At 65.0% G+C, this 20,741-nt stretch carries 18 protein-coding genes, 1 tRNA gene and 4 pseudogenes; 15 read left to right on the top strand and 8 right to left on the bottom strand.

The features are described 5' to 3' along the window. Positions 1-117 precede the first annotated feature (117 nt). The 4 genes and pseudogenes from purH to G7076_RS11340 all read right to left on the bottom strand — a co-directional run bounded on the left by purH (position 118) and on the right by G7076_RS11340 (position 5,301). Positions 118-1,707: a bifunctional phosphoribosylaminoimidazolecarboxamide formyltransferase/IMP cyclohydrolase gene (purH, locus tag G7076_RS11325; RefSeq protein WP_166202943.1), complete on the bottom strand. Its 1,590-nt coding sequence runs from the start codon at positions 1,705-1,707 to the stop codon at positions 118-120. 10 nt (positions 1,708-1,717) lie between these two features. Beyond that, the gene (locus G7076_RS11330; protein ID WP_166202945.1) at positions 1,718-3,370 is read right to left on the bottom strand and encodes a heparinase II/III family protein; all 1,653 of its coding nucleotides are present in this window, start codon (positions 3,368-3,370) and stop codon (positions 1,718-1,720) included. Next, positions 3,371-4,029, bottom strand: a pseudogene (rpe, locus tag G7076_RS11335) (ribulose-phosphate 3-epimerase). It lies immediately after the preceding gene. A gap of 18 nt (positions 4,030-4,047) precedes the next feature. Further along, positions 4,048-5,301 carry an RsmB/NOP family class I SAM-dependent RNA methyltransferase gene (locus G7076_RS11340; RefSeq protein WP_166202947.1) on the bottom strand — a complete coding sequence of 418 codons (1,254 nt, stop codon included), beginning with the start codon at positions 5,299-5,301 and terminating at the stop codon, positions 4,048-4,050. 28 nt (positions 5,302-5,329) lie between these two features. Between G7076_RS11340 and G7076_RS11345 the strand changes: the two genes are divergently transcribed. Continuing rightward, positions 5,330-5,479 carry a DUF1674 domain-containing protein gene (locus G7076_RS11345; RefSeq protein ID WP_166202949.1) on the top strand — a complete coding sequence of 50 codons (150 nt, stop codon included), beginning with the start codon at positions 5,330-5,332 and terminating at the stop codon, positions 5,477-5,479. A 10-nt stretch (positions 5,480-5,489) separates the two neighbouring features. On the opposite strand, the pseudogene G7076_RS11350 reads toward G7076_RS11345, so the two are convergent. Continuing rightward, positions 5,490-6,478, bottom strand: a pseudogene (locus G7076_RS11350) (NAD(P)H-dependent glycerol-3-phosphate dehydrogenase). After that, complete coding sequence (gene tsaD / locus G7076_RS11355; protein WP_166202951.1) at positions 6,475-7,506, bottom strand: tRNA (adenosine(37)-N6)-threonylcarbamoyltransferase complex transferase subunit TsaD; 1,032 nt, start codon at positions 7,504-7,506, stop codon at positions 6,475-6,477. The pseudogene G7076_RS11350 and the gene tsaD overlap by 4 nt, the downstream one beginning before the upstream one ends. 95 nt (positions 7,507-7,601) lie before the next feature. Here tsaD and hemC point away from each other — a divergent pair, with 95 nt between their 5' ends. The 7 genes and pseudogenes from hemC (at position 7,602) to G7076_RS11380 (ending at position 12,106) form a co-directional block, all read left to right on the top strand. After that, positions 7,602-8,471, top strand: a complete 870-nt coding sequence (gene hemC, locus G7076_RS11360) for a hydroxymethylbilane synthase (RefSeq protein WP_240913792.1) — start codon at positions 7,602-7,604, stop codon at positions 8,469-8,471. Then, positions 8,468-9,115: a uroporphyrinogen-III synthase gene (locus G7076_RS11365; protein WP_166202955.1), complete on the top strand. Its 648-nt coding sequence runs from the start codon at positions 8,468-8,470 to the stop codon at positions 9,113-9,115. Before hemC ends, G7076_RS11365 begins: the two co-directional genes overlap by 4 nt. A 211-nt stretch (positions 9,116-9,326) precedes the next feature. Then, entirely contained in the window at positions 9,327-10,175 is an 849-nt protein-coding gene (locus tag G7076_RS12545) for a hypothetical protein (protein ID WP_240913793.1), read from the top strand. Next, entirely contained in the window at positions 10,117-10,407 is a 291-nt protein-coding gene (locus G7076_RS12815; protein WP_346774093.1) for a serine hydrolase, read from the top strand. Before G7076_RS12545 ends, G7076_RS12815 begins: the two co-directional genes overlap by 59 nt. Further along, positions 10,371-11,005 (top strand): annotated as a pseudogene (locus G7076_RS12745) (serine hydrolase). Before G7076_RS12815 ends, G7076_RS12745 begins: the two are co-directional and overlap by 37 nt. A gap of 9 nt (positions 11,006-11,014) precedes the next feature. Next, the gene (locus tag G7076_RS11375) at positions 11,015-11,635 is read left to right on the top strand and encodes a 2OG-Fe(II) oxygenase (protein WP_166202957.1); all 621 of its coding nucleotides are present in this window, start codon (positions 11,015-11,017) and stop codon (positions 11,633-11,635) included. A gap of 63 nt (positions 11,636-11,698) precedes the next feature. Continuing rightward, the gene (locus tag G7076_RS11380) at positions 11,699-12,106 is read left to right on the top strand and encodes a DUF6491 family protein (RefSeq protein ID WP_166202959.1); all 408 of its coding nucleotides are present in this window, start codon (positions 11,699-11,701) and stop codon (positions 12,104-12,106) included. A gap of 20 nt (positions 12,107-12,126) precedes the next feature. Here G7076_RS11380 and G7076_RS11385 read toward each other — a convergent pair. After that, positions 12,127-12,201 (bottom strand) — tRNA-Gly (locus G7076_RS11385). Positions 12,202-12,333: 132 nt separating this feature from the next. Here G7076_RS11385 and G7076_RS11390 point away from each other — a divergent pair. The 3 genes and pseudogenes from G7076_RS11390 (at position 12,334) to G7076_RS11400 (ending at position 14,258) form a co-directional block, all read left to right on the top strand. Further along, a complete protein-coding gene (locus G7076_RS11390) occupies positions 12,334-13,239 on the top strand; it encodes a tetratricopeptide repeat protein (protein ID WP_166202961.1) in 906 nt (301 codons plus the stop codon). After that, positions 13,239-13,819 (top strand): annotated as a pseudogene (locus G7076_RS11395) (LON peptidase substrate-binding domain-containing protein); the annotation flags it as partial. The gene G7076_RS11390 and the pseudogene G7076_RS11395, both read left to right, overlap by 1 nt. A 43-nt stretch (positions 13,820-13,862) precedes the next feature. Continuing rightward, entirely contained in the window at positions 13,863-14,258 is a 396-nt protein-coding gene (locus G7076_RS11400; RefSeq protein ID WP_166199302.1) for a hypothetical protein, read from the top strand. 7 nt (positions 14,259-14,265) lie between these two features. On the opposite strand, the gene G7076_RS11405 is transcribed toward G7076_RS11400, so the two are convergent. After that, on the bottom strand, positions 14,266-15,486 hold the full coding sequence (locus G7076_RS11405) for an FAD-dependent monooxygenase (RefSeq protein WP_166202963.1): 1,221 nt from the start codon (positions 15,484-15,486) through the stop codon (positions 14,266-14,268). Between the two features lie 194 nt (positions 15,487-15,680). Here G7076_RS11405 and G7076_RS11410 point away from each other — a divergent pair, with 194 nt between their 5' ends. From G7076_RS11410 to ribA, 4 genes are all read left to right on the top strand, one after another. Next, positions 15,681-17,927 carry a DNA translocase FtsK 4TM domain-containing protein gene (locus G7076_RS11410; RefSeq protein ID WP_240913925.1) on the top strand — a complete coding sequence of 749 codons (2,247 nt, stop codon included), beginning with the start codon at positions 15,681-15,683 and terminating at the stop codon, positions 17,925-17,927. Positions 17,928-18,023: 96 nt separating this feature from the next. Next, positions 18,024-18,635 carry an outer membrane lipoprotein carrier protein LolA gene (locus tag G7076_RS11415; RefSeq protein ID WP_166202967.1) on the top strand — a complete coding sequence of 204 codons (612 nt, stop codon included), beginning with the start codon at positions 18,024-18,026 and terminating at the stop codon, positions 18,633-18,635. A 281-nt stretch (positions 18,636-18,916) separates the two neighbouring features. Then, positions 18,917-19,708, top strand: coding sequence for an exodeoxyribonuclease III (locus G7076_RS11420; protein WP_166202968.1), 792 nt, complete (start codon positions 18,917-18,919; stop codon positions 19,706-19,708). Next, positions 19,705-20,739, top strand: coding sequence for a GTP cyclohydrolase II (gene ribA, locus G7076_RS11425; protein WP_166202970.1), 1,035 nt, complete (start codon positions 19,705-19,707; stop codon positions 20,737-20,739). Before G7076_RS11420 ends, ribA begins: the two co-directional genes overlap by 4 nt. The last annotated feature ends 2 nt before the right edge of the window (positions 20,740-20,741 follow it).

A 20,741-nucleotide genomic window follows, 5' to 3' on the forward strand; every position in this document is an offset into this window, starting at 1 on the left:
AGTGAAACCCACGCCGTCGGTCATGTCGCGGCAAGCCGCGCAGGCCGTCCGCATTTCGCCGACTCTATGCGCAAGCGCACGATTGCGTGCAGTCGCCCCTTGCGCTCGGCGACTCATCTAATGGCGAAAGTGCCGCATCCCGGTGAAGACCATCGCCAGTCCCGCTTCGTTGGCAGCGGCGATCACTTCATCGTCGCGGATCGATCCGCCCGGCTGGATCACCGCCGTCGCCCCGGCCTCGGCCGCTGCGAGAAGCCCGTCCGCGAAGGGGAAGAAAGCGTCCGACGCGACCGCCGAGCCGACCGTCCGCGGTTCGCCCCAACCGTAGGTTTCTGCCGCTTCGCGTGCCTTGATGGCGGCAATCCGTGCTGAATCGCGCCGATTCATCTGTCCGGCCCCGATACCGGCGGTGATGCCGTTCTTTGCGTAAACAATGGCATTCGACTTGACATGCTTGGCGACAGTCCAGGCGAACAGGCAGTCGGCCAGTTCCTGGCTGGTCGGCTCTCGCTTGGTGACGACCTTGAGCATATCGCGCGTGACGTGGCCGTTGTCGCGATCCTGGATAAGCAGGCCGCCGGCAATGACCGCGACCGTCTGACCACCGCGCGCTGGATCGGGAAGCGAGCCGGTCAGCAGCAGGCGCAGGTTCTTCTTGCGGGCGAACACGGCTTTCGCTTCTTCGTCCGCGTCGGGCGCGACGACGACTTCGGTAAAGATTTCCGAGATTGCGGCTGCCGTTGCACCGTCGAGCTGGCGATTGACGGCAACGATCCCGCCGAACGCCGACACGTTGTCGCACCAAAGTGCGCCCTGCCACGCTTCAAGGAGGGTATCTCCGGTCGCCACGCCGCAAGGGTTTGCGTGCTTGACGATAACTACGGTGGGCGGGCCGTCGCGGAATTCGGAAACAAGCTCGAGCGCGGCATTCGCATCGTTGAGGTTGTTGTAGCTGAGTTCCTTACCCTGCACTTGGCGGGCCTGTGCAACGCCCGGGGTCGAAGGTCCTACGGGTAGGTAAAGCGCGGCTTCCTGGTGGGGGTTCTCGCCATATCGAAGGTCCTGCGCCTTCGTGCCGACGATGAACCGCGACTTGGGATAAGCCTCGCCCTGATCGGCGAAGGCGAACCAGCTGGCAATCATCGAATCGTAAGCGCCGGTGCGGGCGAAGGCAGTCGCGGCGAGGCGCTTGCGCATTGCGAGACTGGTTCCGCCATGCTGCGCAAGCTCGGCGAGGAAGTCCGGATAGTCGGCGGGATCGGTGAGGACGGCGACGAACGCATGGTTCTTGGCCGCCGAGCGGATCATCGCCGGCCCGCCAATGTCGATATTCTCGATGGTCGTGTCGCGGTCGGCGCCCTTCGCGACCATTGCCTCGAACGGGTAGAGGTTGACGACCAGGAGGTCGATCGCTCCGATCCCGTGCGCGTCCATCGCGGCGGCATGCTCGGCATGGTCGCGGACTGCGAGCAGCCCGCCGTGAACCACCGGGTGAAGCGTCTTAACCCGTCCGTCCATCATCTCCGGAAATCCGGTCAGGTCTGCGACGTCGCGGACCTCATGCCCGAGCTCGCGGAGCCGGGCGGCCGTTCCGCCGGTCGAGACGAGTTCGACGCCCCTGGCAATCAATGCCGCGGCAAGTTCGCCGAGGCCATCCTTGTCGGAAAGGGAAATCAGGGCTCGGCGGATCGGCACGATATCGGGCATTGGGGTCCTCTTAACTCGAACGGCGGAATTGCCAGGCGACGCTCGTTCCGAGCGCGGAAGTCTCGCCGACGATCACGAGCTGGATCGTGGCATGCGGATGGCCCGAGCCGTCGATGGCCAGGCTTTCCTCAATGGTCAGCATCGCGCCCCGGCAACGGAAATTCCAAGGCGGCGCGCCTCGCGAGCGGATGAGCGCGCCCATTCCATCGGCGGTCGGTACGGCCTCGACCCCGGGCGCGAGATGGAAACGAATGGCGTATGGCGCGACTTCGCGGATCTTCTTGCGCCCCTTGGGCACGAGCTTGTCCTGCCCGCTGACTTCCTTGCCGTCGTTGCCGAGGCGAAGCGATCGCTCATGAACCAGCCCGTAGCCGCGCACGTAGCCATCGTGTGCGACGACCAGCCGGCTGCTGTCATTATCCTCGTGCCGCTCGACATGGACGTCTTCAACGCCTTTGCCCATGCCGCCGTCGGCCAGTATCGCGGTCGAGTTGGCGTCGTCCAGCGTCAGTACGCTGTGGGCGGCCGTGCTCCGAAGAGCCTCGACCAGTTCGGCGGGAAGAGCGGATGGGAGCGGCCCCGGACCGCCACAATTGACGATGAGTCGCTGCGGACCGTCGCTGAGCTCAAGTGCGAGAGTCGAAGCGCAACCTCTCGCCGCCATGGCGCTTGGTGGAGGCGGAGCCGAATCGACGACCACGATGGTGCCCAGCGCCGAAAGTCTTTGATAGCCCCAGCCGCGCGCCTGTCGAAGCGGCCTAGCACGAAGCCCACAGCCCTCAATCAACGCAGCGAGCCTGGCCGCATGCCAGGGGTTGCCGCCCTGCCAGCTTGAAAGAGCGCCATCGCCCATCGTCACGCCGTGAAGGGCGGCGAGCGCCGCGGCGGCAGCGCTTTCCAGCCCGTCCGGAAGCTCCTGCTTGGCCGCGAAGTAGGCAGCGCGGAGGAGACCGAGGCGATCGACCAGGAGCACCTGCTCGTGCGGGCAGCGGCTCATCAGGCCGCCGTCCTCGAACTGGGCCGCGGCAAGCGCGCGCATCAGGCCGGATTCCGCGCGCGCAATTCGCGGCAAGCCGCCCTGAAGGATGAGCGAGGCGGTGACGACCCCAGACCAGGCTGTAATCCGTTTTAGGCCCGGCGGAGCCTTGTCGGCCGTGGTCGCAAGATGACGCGCACCGCGCGCGAGCGTGTTGAGGAGCGCGGAGCGATAGCCCTGGTCGCGGCTCGATAGGACGTATGGCGCATAGGCCGTCCAGAAAAGAATCCGGGTACCCCAGAGATCGGGACGCCAGGCGGAATCGACTTTGGTGCCGTGTGCAACCAGCCAGCGGCCGGTCAGCGCTTCGGCGACTCGCGCGCCGCGATCCCGCCCGGAAGCCGCGGCGAGATCGCGAAGCCAGGAAAACTCCTCGATCGAATCGGCTAGGGCATCGCCAGGCTCAAGCTGGCCAAAATCGAGATCGGCTAAGGACAGGGACTGGTCGCCTAGAATGAAGCGGCCGGCAAGCAGGGCATCGCCGCGAGCGCGATCGCCCTCTACGTGGTCGCGTGGGACTGCTGTCAGCCGTAACGGTCTTCGCCCATGACCAGCGATTCGGGACAGCAAGGAACCGCGTGCGAGCTTCCCGACGATGGCCTTTTGGCGTTCCGCCGAGGCGCTCATTTACGAACCTCGAAGCGCCTGGATGTTGTGGAGATAAGCGCCCGGTCCGCCACGGAAGACGGCCGTGCCGGCAACGAGGGCCGTTGCCCCGGCATCGATCGACTGGCGCGCCGTTTCAGGATCGATCCCACCATCGACCTCGATCGTGACGTCAAGGCCCGCTTGGCGACTTGCGTAGCGACGGCCTCGATCTTCTTGAGCTGGGAAGGAATGAACTTTTGGCCGCCGAAGCCGGGATTGACGCTCATGACTAGCACGAGGTCGATCTCCTCTATCAGGTAATCGAGCATCTTCGCCGGGGTGCCCGGGTTGAGCGACACGCCGGCCTTCTTGCCAAGCGAGCGAATAAGCTGGAGCGTGCGGTGAACGTGCGGCCCGGCCTCGGGATGGACGGTGATGATGTCCGCGCCGGCCTCTGCAAATGACTCGACGAACGGATCCACCGGGCTGATCATCAGATGGACGTCGAACGGCTTTGCGCTGTGCGGCCGAAGCGCCTTTACCACCGCCGGACCGATGGTCAGGTTCGGCACATAATGGCCGTCCATGACGTCGATGTGTATCCAGTCCGCTCCGGCCTCGTCGATGGCGCGGACCTCTTCGCCCAGCCTGGCGAAATCGGCGCTGAGGATCGACGGGCTGATGATGGTTTGGGCCATGAGCCCGATTAGACGGGATTAACCGTCGCGGACAAGGTGCGCGGTAAAGAAGCCGTCGAGCCCGCCCTGTTCTTCCAACATGCCGGGAAGGATGCGCAGCCAGCCCTCAGGGGACGGCGCAATGCCGAGGATGTCGACACCGGCTGGCTCGAGACGAAAATGAGGGTGGCGATCGAGGAAGGAACGGAGCTGTGATTCCCCTTCTTCCGGCTCAAGGCTGCAAACCGCGTAGACGAGGCTGCCGCCGACGCGAACGCAGGCGGCGGCGCGGTCGAGCAGCTGCGCTTGAAGTTCGGCGCTTTCGGCGATGATCGCTTGACGCGCGCGGTAGAGGACTTCGGGATGGCGCCGGAAAGTGCCGCTTGCCGAGCACGGCGCATCAAGCAGGACGGCGTCGAACAGGCCGCCATTGCTCCATTCCAGCGCGTCGGCGACGACTGTGGTCGCGGCAAGGCCGGTGCGTGCAAGATTGTCGCGCAGTCGTGCCAGACGACTTTTCGAGCGGTCGAGGGCGGTCACATCATGGCCGGCCGCCGCGAGCTGCATCGTCTTCCCGCCAGGCGCGGCACAGAGATCGAGAACCGTGTTCGCCGATTGGGGGATCAGTCGTGCGGGAAGGGACGATGCAAGGTCCTGCACCCACCAGCCGCCCTCGTCATAGCCGGGAAGGCCGGGCACCGCAGCGGATTCGATCCGGCGGTGCTTCGAAGCGAGCGACATTCCGAGCGGAAATTCCTGCGCCCCCGCTTCGTCGCGAAAGCTGAGATCGAGCGGAGGACGCTGGAGGATGGAGCGCCGGGCCGCCTCGACGACCTCCTGCCCCCACGCGTTGCGCCAGCGGCCCTCGACCGGCTGCGGAAGCGGAGACGAAGTCTGCAGCACGCCGCGCAGCAAGGCGCCCAGAACGCCGTGAACCAAGCGGCGTGGTCCTCCGTCAACAAGCGGCAGGGCCGTGGCGACGATGGCATGATCGGGGACGTCCAGCGCCAGCTTCTGGGCGAGCGCAAGCCGCAGCACCATTCGCGCCTTGCTGTCGTCCGGCAGGATCTGTCGCGTGCGCGAATCGATCATGGCGTCGAGCGCCGGAAGGCGGCGAAGTGTCTCGCCGGCGATCGCCAGCGCCAGCCGCCGGTCTTCCGCTTCGAGCGGGACGCGATGCGACCCGGAAGCGGACTCCAGGGTTTGCCCGCGCCGCAACACTGAATCGAGCATGGTGAGGGCGGCGCGGCGCGCGGGAGTACCCGGAGGTATCGGGCCTGACGAACTTGGCATGACGCCCCTTAGTCCCCATTGTCGATGCATGAAACGGCCAAAGAAACCGAGACCCCCGGCCTATCTGTCGCCATCGCCGCCTATCCCGAAGCCGGAAAAGGGCCGCGAGGAGCTGGAGGAGCGAAGCCCAACGCGTTACGGTGATTGGGAAAAGAACGGGATCGCGATCGACTTCTAATCGCGCAGGCTCAATGCGATTCGGCGCGGAGCGGACGGCTGAGCATTTCGCCAAGAACCGCATCGACCGCGGCTTTCCCGGACAGCAAGCTGGCAACGGCCGCGACGATCGGCATGTCCACCCCGCGTTCGCGAGCAATACGGTCAAGTACCGGAGCGGTATGCGCGCCTTCGGCCACGGTCCGGCGATCGGCCATCAGCCGATCGGGCTCTGCCCTTCGCCGATCGCCTTGCCGAGCGAAAAATTGCGGCTGCTGATTGACGAACAGGTGAGAACAAGGTCGCCAAGTCCGCTGAGGCCGGCCAGCGTCTCGCGGCGGGCACCGAGAGCGAGACCGAATCGAGTCATTTCCGCAAACCCCCGAGCGATCAGCGCTGCGCGAGCATTGAGACCAAGGCGGCGGCCTTCCACGACACCGCAGGCGATGGCGAGAACATTCTTGACCGCACCGCCGATTTCCGCGCCAGCGACATCGTCGGTCCAATAGGTACGGAATTCCGGGATCGCGAGGCGCTGCCGGATGCGCTCCCCCAACTCCTCGTCCTCGCAGGCCAGCGTCACGGCGGTCGGTAGGCCGGCAGCGACCTCGTGCGCGAAGGTCGGTCCGGACAGGACGGCGACCGGGGAATCGGGACAGGCCTGCTTCGCGACTTCGTGAAGCATTAGGCCGGAGCCTTCCTCAATCCCCTTTGAGCAAAGCACAAGCGGCTTACCCGTGCATGGCAGGCGGCCGAGCACCGCGCGCATATGTTGGGCCGGAGTGACGACGAGCCACAGGTCCGCGCTCGAAAGATCGGAGAAACTGTTTGTCGCATGAATGGAGGGTGAAAGCTTGAGGCCTTTCAGGAAGACGGGATTCTCATGGATCTTGTTGATCGCAGAGACGACCTCATCTTCAAGCGCCCACAGCAGCACTTCGCGGCCATTCGCGGCAGCCACCTGGGCGAGCGCTGTTCCCCACGCCCCGCCACCGATCACCGCCACGCCTTCCAGACTCATGCCTTTACTCCCGCACCGCGAACCGATTCCCCGGCCGGATCCAGCGGCCAGCGCGCCCGAGCCGGGGCGTCGAGCGAATCTGTGAGGCCCCGCCCGAGACGTTCGGCCCCGGCCCAGGCGATCATCGCCGCATTGTCCGTGCACAGCCAGCCGGGCGGAACTGAGAAGCGGCGGCCATTGTCGGCTGCCAGCTTCGCCAGCGCGCCGCGAAGGGCCTGGTTGGCAGCGACCCCGCCGGCCACGACCAGGGCGGGAGCGTCGCTGCTTTCAAGTGCACGCGCCGTCCGGTCGACCATGCAATCGACGACGGCCTGCTGGAAGCTTGCAGCGATGTCCTCGCTTCGATGCGCCCCCGATGCGACAGCGCGCTGGACCGCGCTTTTGAGACCGGCGAAGGAAAAATGCGGCTCGGCGCTTCCGACCAGGGGACGCGGCAGGGGCACGGAACCGGGATCGCCCTTCACTGCAAGCTCCTCGATTGCCGGACCGCCCGGATAGGGAAGGCCGAGCAATTTTGCCGCCTTGTCGAACGCTTCTCCGGCAGCATCGTCGATGGTCGTCGCAAGGCGCCGGTAATCCCCGACACCGCGCACCTCAAGCAACTGGCAATGGCCACCGCTGGTCAGTAGCAGAAGGTAAGGAAAATCGAGATTAGGATCGACCAGCCGCGGGGACAAAGCGTGACCTTCGAGATGATTGACGGCGATCAGTGGTTTGCCGGCGGCGAGGCTAAGGCCTTTGCCGGCGAGCAGAGCGACCATCACGCCACCAATCAAACCGGGGCCTGCTGTTGCCGCAATGGCGTCAACCTCGCCGATGGTCACATCGGCCTCGTGAAGCACCTGGCGGATCAGTCCGGGGAGGACATCGACATGAGCGCGGGCAGCAATTTCCGGGACGACCCCGCCGAATGGCCGGTGCGCCTCTGCCTGTCCGACGACCGCCTGGGCAAGAATCTGCCGATCATGGCTTACGAGCGCGACCGCGCTATCGTCGCAGGAGGATTCGAGGCCGAGCACCAGGGTCATTTGCCAACCCCTTTGCCTCAAGGTGCTCCGCTCGGCTAGTGCGGCGCCCGATGAGCAATTTTCCAACCCTTGGTACCAGAGCATCGCCCTTGGCGATGGCACAGGCAAAGGCCGTAGCAGCGGCGCTCGAGAAAGCGCACGGCTGGCCCACGGGCAGTGTCGAGATCCGGGCCATTCGCACCAGCGGCGACCGAATCCAGGATCGCCCAATTGCAGAAGTCGGCGGCAAGGCCTTGTGGACCAAGGAGCTCGACTTAATGCTTTCGGCAGAGGAAACGGACTTTTCGGTTCACTCGATGAAGGACGTCGAAAGCGAACGGCCCGCCGAATTCACGATTGCCGCGATGCTTCCACGAGCCGACGTTCGCGACCGGCTAATCGGCGCGAGCGCAATCGAGGCGCTCCCCCACGGCGCGACAGTCGGCACTTCGAGCCCACGGCGCAAGGCGCAACTGCTCCATTGCCGGCCCGACCTGCACATCATGCCGATACGCGGCAACGTCCAGACCCGGCTCGACAAGATCGAACGCGGCGACGCGGACGCGACGCTGCTCGCTGCCGCGGGTCTCGATCGACTGGACATGGCCGAAGGCAGCCCGATCCCGCTCGACGTTATCCTTCCCGCTCCGGGCCAGGCGGCAATCGGCGTCGAATGCCGAACCGCCGACGAACGTATCCGCGCGCTTCTCGATGCCATCAATGATGCTCCAACGTGTCGATGCGTCGCTGCCGAGCGGGCGTTCAGCAGGCGTCTGGGCGCAACGTGCCATTCGCCGGTCGCTGCCCTTGCCGAGCTGACGGGTGACCGACTTCGCTTTCGAGCCGACCTCTTCAGCCCGGACGGAACGGAGCGCGTCACCGAGGAGAGCGTCATCGACCTACCGGAAGAGGCCGCCGCGATCGCCGATACGATGCTGGCAAGCGCGCCGCCAAGCATACGTGCGGTCTTCGGAGGCGTGTCGTGAGGCGCCTGCTGATTATCCGGCCGGAGCCAGGCGCGAGCGCGACCACGGCCAAGGCTCGGGAAATGGGTCTGGACGCAATGTCGGTCCCGTTGTTCGCGGTTCAGCCGCTAACTTGGGGGGCAATCGAACCGGCGGACTATCGCGGCATCGTCGCTACCAGCGCCAACGCCTTCCGCCACGGGGGAAAACAGCTTGAATCGTTAAGAGCTCTGCCCGTCCACGCCGTCGGCGAAGCCACAGCCGAAGCAGCGCGGGAAGCGGGATTCGAAGTCGCCACGGTCGGCGAGGGCGGACGCATCGAACTTGGCGAGCGACTGCCGGCAGGCCGCCTGCTCCACCTTGCGGGGGCGGACCACCTGGCCGTCGAAGCGGCGGAGGCCGTGGCGGTTTATGCCAATATTGCGATTGACCCGCCGCCTGCGATCGACGTGGCCGAAGCAGTCGTGATGGTCCACAGCCCCCGCGCAGGCAGAAGACTGGCCGATCTGGTCCAGGAGAGAGGAAGGACGGTCATCGCCGCGATCAGCGACAAAGCGGTCCAGGCTTGCGGTCCGGGATGGGAGCGCATGGCAGTAGCCAGCATGCCACGGGAACCCGCTCTTCTGGCCCTTGCCGCGAAGCTGTGTCAGAACGAAGGTCGATGAGCGTTTCGCCGCACCGTTCCGGCCGCCACTGGACGGCTTTGCTTGCTTGGGGACTACTGCTGCTCGTCGCCGGCGCTGCGCTGGCAATCTGGGGGCTGGCGCGCTGGCAGGGAGCGGCCCAATTCCTTGGCGTAGCTCAAAAACCGGCGCCCTTCACGCTCCGTCAGGCGCCCCGAGCCTGGCAATTGCGAGCGATGTCGACCCGGCAACCTTGTCGCGGATCGCGACCCTGGAAGGGCGCATCGCCGCGGTCGAGGATCGCACGCGACAGACCGCTGGCTCCGTTGGGCGCGCCGACGCGCTCCTTGTGGCCTTCGCCGCGCGGCGGGCCATCGAGCGCGGGGTTTCACTCGGCTATCTCGAGACCTTGCTGACCCAGCGTTTCGGCTCGACGTCGCCGCGCGCGGTGGCGACGATCATCACTGCCTCTCGCCAGCCGGTGACGCTGGATCAGCTATTGCACGAATATCGCGCACTCGAGCCGGCGCTTCGCCGCGGGCCGCCGGATGAAAGCCTGTGGAGCGCGTTCCAGCGGGAGATGGGCTCGCTCGTCGCCGTCCACCGCGCAAGTAGCCCCTCGCCGATGGTCCAGGCGCGCTACGACCGCGCACTCGCAAATCTCGAGCGAGGCGAGGTCGATCGCGCCCTAGCGGAGACCATGCGCCTGCCGGGAGGTCAGCGGGCGCAGGCCTGGGCGGCCAAGGCGCGCCGCTATATCGCTGCGCAGCGTGCGCTCGACGAAATCGAGGGGCCGCCTTGCTTTCGAGCGATCGCTGATACGGAAAATCTCTCGTTCAGGAGCGGAAGATTACAGGAAAGAGAAGCGTTTCAGTGGGGTTGGGGTCATGACGTCAGGTTTGTTGGTCGTCCTTCTTGCGGCAGGATCGGTACTCGAACCGGTTGCCACGTCCGCCATCCAGACGACATCGGTCACCGCAGTTCGCCCTCCGCCAGCGCTCGACCAGCGGATCCACGAGCTCGGAAAAGGATTCAACGGGACCGTGGGGATCGCCGTTCGGTCGGTAGGCGAGGGCTGGAGAGTCGGCTGGCGCGAGAATGAGCTGTGCCCGCAGCAGAGCGTCAGCAAGTTCTGGGTGGCGTTGACGGCAATGGATGCCGTGGACCGCGGCCGGATCTCGCTCAACGACCGCGTAACGCTGACCCGCGATGACCTGACGTTGTTCCATCAGCCGATCGCCACCAAGGTTCTGGGGGAGGGCACACGACGACGCTTGGTGCGCTGCTCGTCGAAGCGATCACAAAGAGCGACAATACCGCGAACGACAAGCTGATGCGGGCGGCCGGCGGGCCGAGCGCGGTGCGCGCCTATATCGCCCGGCACAAGCTTGGCGCGATCCGCTTCTACGAAGGTGAACGCGCGCTCCAGTCGCGGATTGCCGGACTGATCTGGAGTCAGAATTATTCGATCGGCGATGCCTTTTACAAGGCGCGCAACGCCTTGCCCTATGCCGCTCGCAAGGCCGCGTTCGACCGCTATCTGGCCGATCCTTACGACGGAGCGTCTGCCGCCGCGATCGTCGATGCGCTCGCGCGGCTGAAGCGCGGCGAGCTGCTGTCCCCGGGCTCCACCGCGCATCTGCTGTCGATCATGGGCAACACGAAGACCGGCGCAAACCGATTGAAGGGGGCCTCAAACCGGGCTGGAGCCTGAGCCACAAGACCGGCACGGGACAGGTGCTCGGCGATACCCAGGCGGGCTATAACGATATCGGCATCCTAACAGCGCCGGACGGCTCCAGCTATTCCGTCGCGGTGATGATCAAGAAGACCGCGACTCCGCTGGAGGTCCGAATGACGCTTATGAACAACGTTGTTCGGTCCGTTATCGTCGATCATGAGCGGCGGCATGCCGGCCGGAACAGCCTTTAGTCGCGGCTCATGAGTCCGGGGGATCGGCTTCGCGTGCAACTCGGCGTCCAGCGCTTTCCGTCCCCGAAGCTGGAGCTGTTCGTCGTCCGCGATTTCCTGGACGATGAGACCTGCGCATCTCTGATCGACCGTATCGATGCCCGTCGCCGGCCAAGCGAAATCGCCGACGACCAGGGTATCGCCGATTTCCGGACGAGCGAGACGTGCGATCTCGACTCCTCCGACTCAGTCGTAGCCAAGGTCGATCAGGCGATTGCCGCGCTGCTTGGCCTTCCGCTGGCGAACGGGGAGCCGATCCAGGGCCAGCGCTACGCCCTAGGCCAGGAATTCAAGCCCCATACCGACACGTTCGAGGTCAATGGCGCAGATTATTACCGGCACTGCGCCGAAAGCGGCAACCGCAGCTGGACGGCGATGATCTATCTCAACTGGCCGGAAGATGGCGGCGCGACGCGCTTCAAGACGATTGGCAAGACGATCCAGCCCGAGACCGGCAAGCTTCTCGCATGGAACAATTTGCTGCCCGATGGAAGACCGAATCAGGCGACGCTTCATCAAGGCATGAAGGTTCGGCGCGGCACCAAATACATCGTCACCAAGTGGTTTCGGGAGCGACCTTTCAGGACGTGACGGCACAATAAAGCCCACGCATGCGTTTCCATTGCCAGCGGACTCGATTGCCAGGAGGACGACATGGTAAAAATGCAGCTCTCTATCGTGACGCTTGGCATCGCGGCGCTGACGCTGACTGGGTGCAATGCTTATCCCCCAGCCGCGGTCGCACCCCAATATGCCGCCGGCGGCGAACGCCAGTGTTTCTATGCCCCCAACGTGATCGGCTTCCGCCAGGGGCCCGACAACATCGTCTACGTGAACACCAACAGCCGCGATTATTATGAGCTGCGAACGCTCAATTACTGCGCCTCAAGGCTCGATTTTGAACATCGGATCGCGCTTCGCTCTCGCGCCGGGAGCTTTGTCTGCTCCGGCCATGAGGCGGAAATCTATGTGCCCGATGCGCTTGGCGCGACCTATTGCCCGGTCCATGCCACACGCAAGCTTACGCCCGAGGAGGTCGCCGCGCTTCGCGCCCAGAAATGATTTCGCAATAAGAGTAGAAATGGAGCGGGCGAAGGGATTCGAACCCTCGACCCCAACCTTGGCAAGGTTGTGCTCTACCCCTGAGCTACGCCCGCTCGATGGCGAACCGGCAATCGAGTGCCGGTCGGGTGGCGGCGCAGCTAGCAGCGTCGCGTTGGGCGCGCAAGCCCCGGCTTGCCCCCTCAGCGGGCACGTCCCATATGGCGGCAATCGCAAAAGGAGCAACTGTGGCGACACTGGGAATGAGCGCGGCGGAACGGGAAGCCATCGACCGCTTCGAGCAGGACGTAATCGCGCCCTCGATGCACGCACTGGTGATCCTCCAGTTTACGGCCGAATGGTGCGGGCCCTGCAAGCAGTTGAACCCAATTCTCGACAAGGTGGCGGCTAACTACGCCGGCCGAGGCGTTGCGCTAGCGCGAATTGACGTCGATCGGGACAAGCTGATCGCGGCCCAGTTCCGAATCCAGTCGGTACCGACGGTCTTCGCGCTGTTCCAGGGTCAGCCGGTTGCGGACCTCACCCAATATCGCACGGAAGGACAACTGACCCGCGTGCTCGACCAGTTACTTGCCCAGCTCCCGATCCAGAGTGCGGAAACCGACCTCAAGGCGCAGGTCGAGCCCCTTCTGGCGATGGGCGAAGAAGTTCTGGAGGGCGGCGACGCGGCGCGCGCTGCGAACATCTTCCAACAGGTTCATGACATGGCTCCCGACAATCTCGAAGTCGCAGGGGCTTTGGCGCGAGCGATGATTGCAGAGGGCCGCCAGGACGATGCCCGCACGCTGCTCGATTCACTGGCCGAGCCGGCTGCAAGCCATGCCGCCGTGACCCGCGCACGTGCCGCGCTGGAGCTGGCGGCGGCCCCGGCCGCGGACACCAGTGCGGAAGAAGCCCGGCTTGCCGCGAATCCGGACGACCACGAAGCGCGGTTGGCGGTCGCCAACGCCGCAATCGCCGCCGGGAACCGTGAGCGCGCAGCCGACGAATTGCTTGAGATCATTGCGCGCGACCGCGACTGGAATGATGGCGCGGCGCGCCAGCAGCTTCTCAAAATGCTTGAGGCTGCCGGGTTCGACGATCCCTGGGGCCGAGGCATCCGCCGCCGCCTTTCCGCATTGCTGTTCACCTGATGGCCGAGAAACTTCAGCGCGTCCCTCTCTTCCCGCTCGGCGGCGCGATCCTATTTCCGCGCTCGCACCTGCCGCTGCACATTTTCGAGGAGCGCTACCGCGCGATGGTCGAGGACGCGCTGGCGGGGCCGGGCGGATCGCGATGATCCAGCCATCCGAGGAAACGGATTCGCCATCGCTCTATCGCGTCGGGTGCGTTGGTGAGCTCGTCGGGGTCGAGGAGCTGGATGACGGGCGCTTCAATATCATGCTGCTCGGCTCGCGCCGCTTCCGGCTGGTCGCGGAGGCCGATGGCGGCACACCCTACCGTCAGGCGGATATCGACATGGACTCCTTCGACGACGATGAGCCGCCGCCGCTAAGCAGTATTCAGCGGGCAGAAGTGGAGCGCGAAGCGCGGCGATTCGGCGACTCGCTGGGTCTTGCCGTGGATTGGGAAGCCGTCGGCAGGCTGGATGATGAAATGCTGGTCAACGCCATAGCCCAGGTCGCGCCTTTCGATGTCGGCGCCAAGCAGGCGCTCCTCGAAGAGCCGACCCTTGCCGGCCGGGCGGACCTAGTAGTCCAGCTGATGCAGTTCCAGCGGCTGGCCCCGGCGGGGCCGACATGTCCCAAACCCTGCAGTGAGCGACCTGAGCGGCCATTGGGACGGCACCTATGCCTATCCAGCGGCGCTCAAACCCATCCCATTCCACCTCGAGCTGCGCGACACGGGCGGAGGACTGACTGGCGAGGTCATCGAGCCCGCGCCCGAATATCTGCCGCCGGGAGAAATGGCGGCGGTCGTCACCGGCAAGCGGGATGGCAGCAGCGTCCGCTTCACCAAGATATACGATTCGCTCGAGCACTTCCTCGACCCGGTTCATTACGATGGCGTGCTGGACGAAGAGGAATGCGAGATTTCCGGAACCTGGACGATCGGCCCGGGCTGGTCGGGGACGTTCGTCATGACCCGGCCCAAGACGGAAGAAGCCGAGCAGGAAGCGGAAGTGGAAGAAGAGGTCGAGATCGACCGCTAGGCGCGGATCATATCGGAAGGCCGCGGAGCAGCAGCGGAAGGTCGCCGCTCGTTCCGCGCGCCTCGGCGGCGAGGCGGTCGCGAAGCGGGCCGATCTTGCCGGTCAAGGCCATTCCGGCGCGGCGGACCAGTGACGGAAGCTTGCCGGGAATGCCGTACAGCCGGGTCAGCCCGTCGGTGGCCATCGCCACCATCATAGTGTCGAGGCTGCGCCAGCGCTGATAACGGTCCATCAGCTGCCGGTCGCCGAGGTCGAGGCCGAGCCGGGCACCTTCGACCAGCACCTGCGCCAGAGCTGCGGCATCGCGGAAACCGAGGTTGAGACCCTGCCCCGCGATCGGATGGATGGCGTGCGCCGAATCGCCGACCAGCGCCAGGCGACGATCGGTAATCCTGGCTGCATGGTGGAAGCCGAGCGGATATGCGGAGCGCTTCGTCAACAGGCGGATGTCACCGAGAAAGCCGCCCATCGCCGCTTTCGCCTCGGCTGCGAATTCTTCGTCCGACAAGGCGAGAAATCCGGCTGAATCCTCGCTCTTGACCGACCAGACAATCGCCGACCGGTGGCCATCGGCAATGTCGTTCATCGGCAGAAGCGCAAACGGGCCGGACGGATAGAAAATCTCCCACGCAACATTGTCGTGTGGCTGTTCATGGCTGAGCGTAGCGACGATCGCTGTGTGGTCGTAGCGCCAGCGGGCCATCCGCATTCCGGCGGATTCGCGGGTTGGCGACTGGCGCCCTTCGGCCGCGACCAGTAAAGGCGCGGCGAGATTCGTGCCGTCCTCAAGCACGACCCAGACCCCATGTTCTCCGCGCTCCACCGACGCAGCCTTCGATTTCCACAACAAGCGGATGTTCTGTCCGGCCTCGGCGCGGGCCTTGAGCGCGGCGCGAAGGTGGCGATTCTCGTGCATCCAGCCAAGCGGCTCGTCGTCGCCCTCGGGCGGCTCGAACGCGAGTCCGCCTGGCGCAATGCCATCGGCGACACGGATGGTGCGGATTGGACAGCCCGGTTCGGCCAAATGACCGGTGACGCCGATTGCGTCGAACATCCGCCGCGAGCTTGACGAGACCGCGCTGGTGCGGCCGTCGAATGTGGCGTCCTTCCAGCTCTCGGGATCGACCGGGTCGACGATTGTCGCCGTCAGACCGGCGGAATCGAGCGCGGCGGCAAGCGCGAGGCCGACCAGCCCACCGCCGAGGATGATGACGTCGCTTCGTTGCATGGCCGACACTGTTAACGCGTGCGTCGCGCCTTGGCGAGCGCTTGACCTCGGAGTCCGCCGCGGCGCATTGTGGCGTCAACGGCCTTTCTGACCGGGGGAAGACGATCATGGCGACCGCCGCGGAGCGGGCGCGAAAGCGCGATTTGGGACCCGACTGGCGGGAAAAGCTGCGCGCGTCCGTGCGCCAGCTGGCGATGCGCGTTGCCGGAACGATCCTGGCCGGCGCCAGCATTGCGCTTGCGTTGGGCCTTGCGACCCACGATGCCGTCGACCCGAGCTTTTCGACCGCCGCCGGTGGTCCGCCCGTCAATTGGGTGGGAAGCTTCGGCGCCTATTCAAGCGACCTTCTCCTGATGTTGTTCGGCCCTGCGGCGGTTGTCATTCTCCCGATTATCGCTCTTGCGGGAGTGCGACTGATGCGCGGCGCTTCGCCCGGACGGGTCGGCCGGTCCCTGCTTGTCGCATTTGCGGCAATGCTGCTGGTGGGCGTGGCGCTTGGCATGCTTTCGGGCGAGTCTGTTTCCGGCCTGCCGGCAGGCTGGGGCGGGGCACTGGGCCTCGGCGGCGCAAAGGCGGCCGAGGCGCTCATCGCCCTCATTCAGAATCCCGGAGTAGAAGGACCGTTTCGCCTAGCTCTGATCGCCATCCTGTTCCTTGGCGGCGTGATGGTCGCCTATCTCTCGCTCGGGCTTCGCGAGGAGGAGAAGGCGTGGCTTGGATCGCTGTTCCGCCGCGACCCGTCGCGGCCGATCCGCCCACCGCGGCGAACGGAGGAGGAGCTCGGCGACCGTGAGCCCGTCGCCCCTCCGCGCTCCCGCCCCGCCGTTGCCGTTGCCGAGCCGTCCAAGGCGATCGCGCCCGCCGCCAAGCCGGCACCGCGCAAGGGCAAGGCGACCGCCGCCGGCCAGGCCAGCCTGGCGCTTGGCGACAATTACCAGCTTCCCGCGCTTGAACTGCTTAGCCCGCCGCCGCCAGCTGACCGCAAGCAGGTCGACCGCGCAGGACTCGAGCGCAACGCGCGCCTGCTCGAAAGCGTGCTTGAGGATTTCCACGTCCGCGGCGACATCGTCGAGGTCCGCCCCGGGCCGGTCGTCACAATGTACGAGCTTGAGCCGGCGAGTGGGATCAAAGCCAGCCGGGTTATACAATTGGCCGACGACATCGCGCGCAATATGAGCGCGCTTTCCGCCCGGGTCGCGACCATCCCTGGGCGGAGCGTGATCGGGATCGAGCTTCCCAATCCTAAGCGGGAAATGGTGTCCTTGAGCGAGTTGATCGGCAGCCAGGCTTTCGAAGACCAGGCGATGAGCCTGCCGTTGATCCTGGGCAAGAATATCGCGGGCGATCCGGTGATCGCCGACCTCGCGCCGATGCCCCATTTGCTTGTCGCCGGCACCACCGGCTCCGGCAAGTCGGTGGGTCTCAACTGCATGATCCTGTCGCTGCTTTACAGGATGGGACCCGACGAGTGCCGGATGATCATGATCGATCCGAAGATGCTGGAGCTCAGCGTCTACGACGACATCCCGCACCTGCTGTCGCCCGTGGTGACCGAGCCCGGCAAAGCCATCCGGGCGCTCAAGTGGACCGTCGAGCAGATGGAAGAGCGCTACAGGATGATGGCGAGCCTTGGCGTTCGCCAGCTGTCCAGTTTCAACCAGAAGGTCCGTGACGCGCGGGCCAAGGGCTCCAAGCTCGGTCGCCGCGTGCAAACCGGTTACGACGCCGACACCGGCCAGCCGATCTACGAAACGGAAGAGCTGGAATATGAGGTTCTGCCTCAGATCGTCGTGGTGGTCGACGAGCTGGCCGACCTGATGATGACGGCGGGCAAGGAGGTCGAATTTCTTATCCAGCGCCTGGCGCAAAAGGCGCGAGCAGCCGGAATTCACCTGATCATGGCCACGCAGCGGCCGTCGGTCGACGTTATCACCGGCGTCATCAAGGCCAATTTGCCCACCCGCATCAGCTTCCAGGTAACAAGCAAGATCGACAGCCGAACAATCCTCGGCGAGCAGGGCGCGGAACAACTGCTTGGCAAGGGCGACATGCTCTACATGCCAGGCGGAAAGCAGATCATCCGGGTCCACGGGCCGTTCGTCAGCGACGAGGAAGTGCGAAGCGTCGCCGATCATTGGCGCAAGCAGGGTGTGCCCGATTACGTCCAGTCGGTCACCGAAGAGCCGGAGGACGGCGGCTATTTGCTAGACGGCGCCCCGACCGGTGACGACGACCCGGAAACCCAGCTCTATCGCAAGGCGGTACAGATCGTCGCCGAGAGCCAGAAAGCCTCGACCAGCTACATTCAGCGCCAGTTGCGGGTCGGCTACAACAGCGCGGCCCGTCTCATCGAGCGGATGGAGAAAGAAGGCCTGGTTGGAGCGCCTGACCACGTCGGTCGCCGCGAGGTGCTGATCGATACCGACGGGCACCCGATCTGAGACCGGCAAGGCTGAACAGCGCGGAACCATGGGGTTCAGGGCGCATTCAATGCCGGAACGCCACATAGGCGCCAATCATCCTGGAGATTTGAACAAATGGCTTTTCCGACCCTGGCTGCACGTGCCCTTGCCCCCGCCGCCGCGATCGCGCTGATCGTTGCCCCGGCACCGGCCGCGACCGGCGACCTTGCAAAGGTCGAAGCGCACCTCAACGCCGCGCAGTCGATGACCGCCAATTTCGTCCAGACGGATTCGAAGAACCGGCAACTGACCGGTATTCTATCTCTTAAGCGCCCGGGCCGGATCCGTTTCGAATATGGCCGCGGCGCAAACATGCTCCTGGTCGGCAACGGGAAGACGCTGACCTTCGTCGATTATGAGGTCGGTCAAAAGTCGAGCTGGGCGATCGCCAAGTCGCCGCTGTCGGTGCTTCTTTCGGGCAACCCGAATCTTGAGCGGATCGCCCGCGTTCTCCCCTCGGAACCGAGCATCCTGGTCGTCCGTGCGCGAGACGCGCGGCGCCCGGAATTCGGCACGCTGATCCTTGGGTTCATCCGCTCCCCGGCGGCGCCCGGTGGACTGATACTGCAAGGCTGGACGGCGATCGATGCGCAGAACAAGCGGACGAAAGTTCTGCTTTCCAACCAGCGCTATAACGTTGCCGTTCCAGAGAGCGCGTTCACTTACCGCGAGCCGACCAAGCGTTGAGCATGAGCGACAAAATTCCGTAGCAATCGAAAACCGTTCATCGACTGGTCAGGGTTAAAATCGTAAAAGCGTTTTGATCGTCGCAACTTGCTTGGGGTTTCCCCCTGTTACCCGGGCAGCGGCGATCACCTTGCGTGACTACGCTTGGTCGGCCCTCGCTCCAATGCCCCCGGAGCGGGGGCCTTTTGCTAGGCGCGGCTTGGGTGAACGGCCCATGGGCGCCACTTCCAATAGGGGCCACGAAGGTTGCACATCGGCCTTCCTTTGCTAGGGCATCCCAAGTGACCCGCCTCAAGATCGCCAGCTGGAACATCAACTCCGTTCGCGCGCGCGCCGCGATCGTCGAGCGTTTCCTGCTCGAAGAGCAACCGGACGTGCTTTGCCTTCAGGAGACCAAGGTCGAGGACAAGATATTCCCGGCTGAACTGTTTGACCGACTTGGTTACAGGCATCGCAAGCTCCACGGCCAGCGCATGCACCATGGGGTTGCGATCCTCTCCCGGGTCGCGCTTTTCGATGAAGGCCGCCACGACTGGCAGGACAACGGCGAGGCTCGGCACGTCGGCGCGCGGCTCGAATGCGGAATCCGCCTCGAGAACGTCTATGTTCCGGCTGGCGGCGACATCCCCGACCGCGAGCGCAATCCGAAGTTCGGCCAAAAGCTCGATTTTCTCGAGCGGATGACCCGCTGGTCTGAAAAACTGGCCGAACCGACACTGATCGTCGGCGATTTCAACGTTGCGCCGCTGGAATGCGACGTCTGGAGCCACAAGGCGCTGCTCGATGTCGTCAGCCACACGCCGATCGAGGTGGAAACGCTCGCCCGGCTTCAGCAATCGCATGACTGGGCCGATCTTGGCCGCCGCTTCATCCCCGCTCCCGAGCGCAATTTCACCTGGTGGAGTTATCGCTCCCCGGACTTCACCAAGAACGACCGCGGCCGCAGGCTCGATCACATCTGGGCAAGCCCATCGCTTGCCCCGCAGGCGGTCGCTCATCGGGTTCACGAGCCGTGCCGAAGCTGGGAGCGGCCGAGCGACCATGTTCCGCTCGTCGTGGAGTTCGACATTTGAGCCGAGCCAGCCTTAGACCGGCGCTCGTGGCGCTGGCCGGGGGAAGGCCTGTTCGCATCGGGAAACTGAATATCCTGGCGATCGAGACGACCGATGACGAAGCACTAGACCGGCTCGACCCTGGCGCATGCGCCAACTTCCTCCTCAGCGCCGAGCGGGCCGCTGCGCTGGGCCTCGGCAATCGCCGGGAAAACACACCGGGCGTTCCGCTTGTCGTCCGTCGGAGCGACTGGATGAACACCGCGACAGTTCGCGCCATAGCCGACGCGGGCCAGGACTTCGACCGCTTCACCCCGGGCGTGCTCGAGCCGATGGAGCCTGTCGATGTGAAGGACGCGGCCGCGGCACTCACCCTGGCGCGCCTCGCCGGGCTGGCACCGGCCTTGTGGCTGCTGGATAATGCAGAGGCCGACATCGAGGTCCTGCGGGAGTGGATCGAATCCTCTCCGGACGCGGTCGTCGCCGCGCGAGCACGCCTGCCAATCGCCGATATCGGCGAAACGCAGGTCATCGCCTTTCGTGAGAGAGCGACGGGCGACGCACATGTGGCTCTCGTCATCGGCCAATGGGGCACCAGCCCGCCGCTCGTCCGGCTTCACAGCGAGTGCCTGACCGGCGATGTGTTCGGCAGCTTGAAGTGCGATTGCGGGCCGCAACTCCACGAGGCCTTGCGGCTGATTAAAACATCCGGCGGCGGGATCCTGCTCTATCTTCGGCAGGAAGGCCGGGGGATTGGCATCGTCAACAAGATCCGCGCTTATGCCCTCCAGGACCGCGGCCTCGATACTGTCGATGCCAACCGGCGGCTAGGATTTGCCGACGACGAACGCGATTACGGAGTGGCCGCGGCTATCCTGCGCGCAATGAAGGTTGGCGAGGTACGCCTGCTCACCAACAACCCAGGAAAGGTGGCCGGTCTAGAGTCGGCAGGGATCGTCGTGGCGGAGCGGGTGGCGCACCACATGCCGGTCAATCCGCACAACGCCGACTATATCGCAACCAAGAAATCGCGCAGCGGCCATCTCGACTAGTC

Origin of the sequence: Sphingomonas sp. HDW15A (genome assembly GCF_011301715.1) — a bacterium.
Lineage (GTDB): Bacteria > Pseudomonadota > Alphaproteobacteria > Sphingomonadales > Sphingomonadaceae > Sphingomicrobium.

Excerpts from the sequence above, each read along its gene's own strand:
- G7076_RS11330 (WP_166202945.1), bottom strand. The coding sequence starts at position 3,370 with ATGAGCGCCTCGGCGGAACGCCAAAAGGCCATCGTCGGGAAGCTCGCA.
- tsaD (WP_166202951.1), bottom strand. The coding sequence starts at position 7,506 with ATGACCCTGGTGCTCGGCCTCGAATCCTCCTGCGACGATAGCGCGGTC.
- purH (WP_166202943.1), bottom strand. The coding sequence starts at position 1,707 with ATGCCCGATATCGTGCCGATCCGCCGAGCCCTGATTTCCCTTTCCGAC.
- G7076_RS11375 (WP_166202957.1), top strand. The coding sequence starts at position 11,015 with ATGAGTCCGGGGGATCGGCTTCGCGTGCAACTCGGCGTCCAGCGCTTT.
- G7076_RS11405 (WP_166202963.1), bottom strand. The coding sequence starts at position 15,486 with ATGCAACGAAGCGACGTCATCATCCTCGGCGGTGGGCTGGTCGGCCTC.
- G7076_RS11410 (WP_240913925.1), top strand. The coding sequence starts at position 15,681 with ATGCGCGTTGCCGGAACGATCCTGGCCGGCGCCAGCATTGCGCTTGCG.
- G7076_RS11415 (WP_166202967.1), top strand. The coding sequence starts at position 18,024 with ATGGCTTTTCCGACCCTGGCTGCACGTGCCCTTGCCCCCGCCGCCGCG.
- G7076_RS11345 (WP_166202949.1), top strand. The coding sequence starts at position 5,330 with ATGAAACGGCCAAAGAAACCGAGACCCCCGGCCTATCTGTCGCCATCG.
- G7076_RS11340 (WP_166202947.1), bottom strand. The coding sequence starts at position 5,301 with ATGCCAAGTTCGTCAGGCCCGATACCTCCGGGTACTCCCGCGCGCCGC.
- G7076_RS11380 (WP_166202959.1), top strand. The coding sequence starts at position 11,699 with ATGGTAAAAATGCAGCTCTCTATCGTGACGCTTGGCATCGCGGCGCTG.
- hemC (WP_240913792.1), top strand. The coding sequence starts at position 7,602 with ATGGCACAGGCAAAGGCCGTAGCAGCGGCGCTCGAGAAAGCGCACGGC.